General features: G+C 68.2%; 6 protein-coding genes. 4 read left to right on the forward strand and 2 right to left on the reverse strand.

Annotated elements, in window-relative coordinates; genetic code table 11:
* Positions 1 to 205: 205 nt before the first annotated feature.
* Both OXU43_07800 and OXU43_07805 read right to left on the reverse strand, forming a co-directional pair.
* Positions 206 to 1,300 (reverse strand): AI-2E family transporter, encoded by a 1,095-nt coding sequence (locus tag OXU43_07800; protein MDD9825057.1) that lies wholly within the window; start codon positions 1,298 to 1,300, stop codon positions 206 to 208.
* 10 nt (positions 1,301 to 1,310) lie between these two features.
* On the reverse strand, positions 1,311 to 1,988 hold the full coding sequence (locus OXU43_07805) for a DUF3530 family protein (protein MDD9825058.1): 678 nt from the start codon (positions 1,986 to 1,988) through the stop codon (positions 1,311 to 1,313).
* Between the two features lie 264 nt (positions 1,989 to 2,252).
* On the opposite strand from OXU43_07805, the gene rpe reads away from it, so the two are divergent.
* From rpe to OXU43_07825, 4 genes are all read left to right on the forward strand, one after another.
* The gene (rpe, locus tag OXU43_07810) at positions 2,253 to 2,930 is read left to right on the forward strand and encodes a ribulose-phosphate 3-epimerase (protein ID MDD9825059.1); all 678 of its coding nucleotides are present in this window, start codon (positions 2,253 to 2,255) and stop codon (positions 2,928 to 2,930) included.
* A gap of 46 nt (positions 2,931 to 2,976) precedes the next feature.
* A complete protein-coding gene (locus OXU43_07815) occupies positions 2,977 to 3,624 on the forward strand; it encodes a phosphoglycolate phosphatase (protein ID MDD9825060.1) in 648 nt (215 codons plus the stop codon).
* A 101-nt stretch (positions 3,625 to 3,725) separates the two neighbouring features.
* Positions 3,726 to 5,258, forward strand: a complete 1,533-nt coding sequence (trpE, locus tag OXU43_07820) for an anthranilate synthase component I (GenBank protein MDD9825061.1) — start codon at positions 3,726 to 3,728, stop codon at positions 5,256 to 5,258.
* Between the two features lie 37 nt (positions 5,259 to 5,295).
* Positions 5,296 to 5,877: an aminodeoxychorismate/anthranilate synthase component II gene (locus OXU43_07825; protein MDD9825062.1), complete on the forward strand. Its 582-nt coding sequence runs from the start codon at positions 5,296 to 5,298 to the stop codon at positions 5,875 to 5,877.
* Positions 5,878 to 5,909 lie beyond the last annotated feature (32 nt).

Consider the following 5,909-nt stretch of genomic DNA (forward strand, 5'->3'; position numbering starts at 1 on the left):
CGGCTTGGCTGCTGCGACTCCCCCTCAAGGGGGGAGTGATGGGGAGAGTGGGGCGGCAGCCAGCTCCGGGGGGAGTGATGGGAAAAATGAGGCGAGGGCAGAAATCTACCCTCCATGGCGGGGTGGGAATCTTTTCCCCTCAATTGCGTAATGGCTTGGTGGGGGCGCGGCAGCGCCGTGCCGCCGGGACCCGCCCGGGCGCAGACTACGCCGGCGGCGCCTCCGACTCGGAACCGCGCGAGTCTTCCCCCTCCAGGGGGCGGGGCCACGCCTGCATGAGGATCTTGATGAGGGTCGCAAGGGGAATGGCGAAAAAGACCCCCCAGGGCCCCCACAGCCCGCCGAAAAACAGGATCGCCGCGATCACGGCGATCGGGTGCAGGTTCACGGCCTGGGAAAACAGCAGCGGCACCAGGACGTACCCGTCCAGGCACTGGAGCACCAAGTACAATGCGATCAGCCATGCGCTATCCGCGCCGCCCCCCCATTGGAACAAGGCGACCAGCACCACCGGCACGGTCACCAGGAACGCCCCCAGGTAGGGAACGATCACCGACAGCCCGACCAGCGCCGCCAGCAACGGGGCGTAATTCAGAGAGAACGATGCGAACAGCAGGTAACTGGCGGTCCCCACGATCGCCAGTTCGTAGAATTTGCCGCGTATGTAATTGCCCATCTGCGAGTCCATCTCGCTCCAAATCTGCCGCAACAGGCTGCGCTTCTCCGGGAGAAAGCCCGTGCACCAGCGCACCACCTGCTCCTTGTCCTTGAGCAGGAACAGCACCAGCAGGGGCACCAGAATCAGATAGATCAACGCGGTAAACACGGCGGGGATCGAGGCCAGCGAGAAGCTGAGCGCGCCCTGGCCCAGATTGGCGAGCCCGGAGCGCAACAGTTGGAGCAGCTCTTCGATCTGCTCTTCCGACACCAGCGCGGGGTACTTCTCCGGCAGGCGGTGCAGCGCCTCCTGGCCGCTGCCGATCATTCGCGGCGCCTCCTCCAGCAACTGGGAAAACTGGTGCGACAGCAGCGGCAAAAGCCCCAGGACGATCAGCACGGTCGTCGCCAGAAACGCGAGGAACACCAGTAGCGCCGCCAGGGTCCGGCCCAGGCCGCGGTGCTGGAGCCGGATCACCGCCCCCTCGAGCAAATAGGCGAACAGCAAGGCGACGAACAGGGGTCCCAGCAGGCTCCCGGAGAGCAGTATCGTCGCCAGCCCGGCGATGAGCAGGAGCGCCAGCAATACCGCCTGGGGATCGTGGAAATAACGGTGGTACCCCGCTTTCAGGTAAGAGTACATCCGCCCGCCTCTAATCGGCTGCCGGCGCCGCGGCTGCCGGCGCCCGCGGCGGCGGCGGCTCGGCGACGCCGGCCAGCCAGTTGCCCACGATCCGCACCATCGCCGCGTCCCCTTTCCTCATCCAGTGGTCGTAGTACGGCAGCGGCACCTGCCGGCTGCGGTCGGCGTCGCGCACCGCCACTTTTTGCAGCGCCCGCTTTCTTTTGGGCGCGGACACGGTCGTGTCGCTGCGGCCCCGCTCGCTGTACAGGTCCAGCACCGACACCTGGAACCGCAACAGCGCCTCAAGCAGCGCCCGCTCTCCTTCAGGATAGCCGTACCAGGCGATGTTGATGCCCACCAGGGCGTGTACGCTGCCCGGACTGTCGTCGGCCAGCCGCAGCACGGCGGCAAAGCCGCCGAAGCCGTGCCCCACAACCGCGATCGAGCGGTATCCCTGCCGCTCCAGGAATTCGACCCCGGCCTGAAAGCGCTGCTCGAAAAGCGCGAGCAGCCTGCGGTGCTTGCGGCGCACGTCCGCCGCGGACGCCGCCGGCAACCGCAACGACAGGGTATCCCAGCCCCGTTCCAGCAAACCCTGGCGCAAGGGCCGAATCAGCAGGGGCGCATCGGCATAGGAATCCACATCGTGGAGCAGCAGGACGGCGCCCGCCCGATCCGCGCCGCCTGTGGCGCCGGTGGCGTACAGGGCGGGGAACTCGCCCGCCGCCGTCGCCAGCCAGACGATGCGGCCGTCGCCGGCGGCCTCGAGAGGGCGCGCGTCGGGGTGCGCGTCAGGGGGCGCGTCAGGGCGCGCATCGGGGCGCGCGTCCCCATGCCCGGCGGGCGCCAGAAGAAACAGCAGCGCCGCTCCCAGCCAGCGGGCGCCGCGGCGCCCGGCGGGATAGCGATACCGGCGGCGATAGGGTACAGTCCCTGCCCTGCTCGAATGGCGACAAGGGAGACGCAGTGGATGTCTGCTTATGCTATAGCCCCCTCTATTCTTTCATCCGATCTGGCGCGGCTCGGAGAGGAAGCGGCGCAAGTGCTGGATGCCGGCGCGGACTTCATTCACGTGGATGTTATGGACAACCATTACGTACCGAACCTTACTTTCGGCCCTGTCCTCGTTAAGGCGCTGCGCGACTACGGCATCTCCGCCCCGATCGACGTGCACCTGATGATCAAGCCCGTGGACCGGATTATACCGGAGTTTGCGGCCGCCGGAGCAAGCCTGATCAGCTTCCACCCCGAGGCCAGCGAGCATGTGGACCGCAGCTTGCAGGCGGTCCGGGACCACGGCTGCAAGGCCGGGCTGGCGCTGAACCCGGCCACGCCCCCCGAATCGCTGGAGTACGTGCTGGACAAGCTCGACCTGCTGCTGGTCATGTCGGTGAACCCGGGCGCGGGCGGGCAGGATTTTATCCCCTCGGCCCTGGCCAAGCTGCGCAAGACCCGCGCCCTGATCGAAGCGCGCAAACCGGATATCCGGCTGGAGGTGGACGGGGGGATCAAGGTCGGCAACATCGGCGAAGTCGCGCGCGCGGGGGCGGATACCTTCGTCGCCGGTTCGGCGATCTTCGGCAGCGGCGATTACCGGCGGACGATTGCCGGCATGCGCCGGGAGTTGGCAAAAGTTGCCCGGGAGTAGCCCGCCTCCCGCTGCGCCCGCGCGCCCGCTGCGCCGCCCCCGAGCCGTGCTGCTGGACCTGGACGGCACCCTGGCCGACACCGCGCCCGACCTGGTGAGCGCCCTGAACCATGCGCTGGCGCGCCTGGGCCGGCCCGCCTGCGATGCGGAGCGGGTGCGCCCCTGGCTGGGCAGCGGGGTGGAGACGCTGGTGCAACGCGCCCTCGCGGGCGGCAACGGCGCCGCGCCCGCCCCCGCCGAGCTGCACCGCGATGCGGCGGCGCTGCTGCTGGAATTCTACGGGCGCAATACCTGCCGCTACAGCAGTTTGTATCCCGGCGTCCTGGAGGGCCTGGACTACCTTCGGGATCAGGGCATCCGGCTAAGTTGCGTCACCAATAAAAGCGCCCGCTTCAGCGGGCGGCTGCTGGAGAAACTCGGCATCCGCGACCGCTTCGGGATCGTCGTAAGCGGCGACACGCTGGCCCGCAAGAAGCCGCACCCGGAGCCGTTGCTGCATGCCGCCAGGCAATTGCGGGCAGCGCCCGGAGAGTCGCTGATGATCGGAGACTCCCAAAACGATGTGGAGGCCGCCCGCAACGCGGGGATGCCCATCCTCTGCGTGGATTACGGGTACAACTCCGGCATGGATATCCGGGACTGCGGGCCGGACTTCGTGCTCGATTCCCTGCGCCGCCTGCGCGAGCTGTTCTGACGCGACGGCGGCAGTCGTCAGATGCCCGACGCGATGCCCACCGCGATGCCCGTTGCGATGCCCGACGCGATGCCCGACGCGATGCCCGACGCCGCGATGCCATGACGCCGGAGCGGTTCCACGAGCTGGCGGCGCAGGGCTACAACCACATCCCGCTGATCCGCGAGGCGCCCGCCGATCTGGAGACTCCCCTCAGCGTCTATCTGAAGCTGGCGGCCGGCCCCGGCTCTTACCTGCTGGAATCGGTGCAGGGCGGCGAACGATGGGGGCGCTACTCGATCATTGGCCTGCCCTGCGCCCGGCGCCTCGAGGCGAAGGACGACGAGGTGGTGGTGCGCGACGGGACCACGGTGCGCGAGCGCGCTCGCAGCGACGACCCGCTGGCCTGGATCGAGGGCTACCAGCGGCGGCGCAAGGCGCCCGTATGCCCGGAATTGCCGCGCTTCTGCGGCGGCCTGGTCGGATACTTCGGCTACGAGATCATCCGCCACCTCGAGCCGAGTCTGCGCGGCAGCTGCCGGCCCGACCCCCTGGGCGGGCCGGACGCCTGCCTGCTCGTGTCCGACGAGATCGTGGTTTTCGACAACCTGAACGGGCGCCTGTACATCGTGGTCCATGCCGACCCCGGCCGTCCCGCGGCATACGAAACGGCCCAGGCCCGCCTCGACGAATTGGCCGCGCGGCTCTATTCCACCTCCCTGCGGTACGCGCCGGCGGCGGCGCCGGCGCGGGAAGCGAAGTTGCGCTACGGCCTGCGCCGGGAAGACTTCGAGACCGCGGTGCGCAAGATCAAGCGCTACATCGTCGCCGGAGAGGTGATGCAGGTCGTTCTCTCGCAGCGCCTGTCCGCGCCCCTGCGCGTCCCGCCGCTGCAGTTGTACCGCGCCCTGCGCTCCCTCAATCCTTCGCCCTATCTGTACTACTTCGACCTCGGCGGGTTGCACATCGTGGGCTCTTCGCCGGAAGTGCTGGTGCGGCTGGAGCAGGATGTCGTCACCGTGCGTCCGATCGCCGGTACGCGCCCGCGCGGCGGCAACGAAGCCGAAGAGCGGCGCCTGGAGCGGGAATTGCTGGCCGACCCCAAAGAGCGGGCAGAGCACCTCATGCTGATTGACCTGGGGCGCAACGACGTGGGGCGCGCCGCCCGCATCGGCAGCGTCAAGGTCACCGAGCGCATGGCAGTGGAGCGCTACTCGCACGTGATGCACATGGTTTCCAACGTAACGGGACGGTTGCGCCCCGGCCAGGGCGCCATGGATGCGCTGCGGGCGACTTTTCCGGCGGGCACCGTCACCGGGGCGCCCAAGATCCGGGCCATGGAGATCATCGGCGAGCTGGAACCGGCCGGCAGGGGCATCTACTCCGGGGCGGTGGGATACCTGTCCTGGTCAGGGAATATGGACCTGGCAATCGCCATCCGCACCGCGCTGATCCAGGATGGCACGATCCACGTGCAGGCAGGGGCGGGCATCGTGGCCGACTCTCACCCGCGCCGGGAGTGGGAAGAGACCCTCAACAAGGGGCAGGCGCTGTTCCAGGCCGCGCGCGACGCGGGACGCTACGCGATGCCCGCCGTGACGCCAGGCCCCGCGGCGGCCGCGGGCGCCGCGGCAGGCCGCCGCCAGTCTCGATAATCCCAGGCTCGATAATACGATAGCCGCGCCAATCACGATGATCCTGATGATAGACAACTACGACTCCTTCACCTACAACCTGGTGCAGTACCTGGGCGAACTGGGGGCGGAGACCCGGGTATTCCGCAACGACCGGATCACCCTGGAGGAGATCGAGCGGCTGGCCCCCCGGCGCCTGGTGATCTCGCCGGGTCCTGGCGTCCCGCGCAACGCCGGCATCTCGGGGCCGGCCATCGCCCGTTTTCAGGACCGGTTCCCGATCCTGGGCGTATGCCTGGGGCACCAGAGCATCGGGGAAGCATTCGGGGGCCGCACCGTGCCCGCCGGCCGGATCATGCACGGCAAAACCTCGGAGATTCGGCATGACGGGAGCGGCGTCTTCCAGGGATTGGAAAACCCCTTCACGGCCACCCGCTACCACTCGCTGGTCACGGAGCGCGAGACCCTGCCCGAATGCCTGGAGGTGAATGCCTGGACGGCGGAGGAAAACGGCGCGCCGCAGGAGATCATGGGGTTGCGGCACCGCGAATTCCCTGTCTTTGGAGTCCAGTTCCACCCGGAATCCATACTCACCAGCCACGGCCATGCGCTGCTCAAAAACTTTCTGGAGATCTCTTGAATGCCCGCAATATCCCCCGCGCCGGTCTTGTC

The organism is Gammaproteobacteria bacterium (assembly GCA_028817255.1).
Taxonomy (GTDB): Bacteria; Pseudomonadota; Gammaproteobacteria; order Porifericomitales; family Porifericomitaceae; genus Porifericomes; species Porifericomes azotivorans.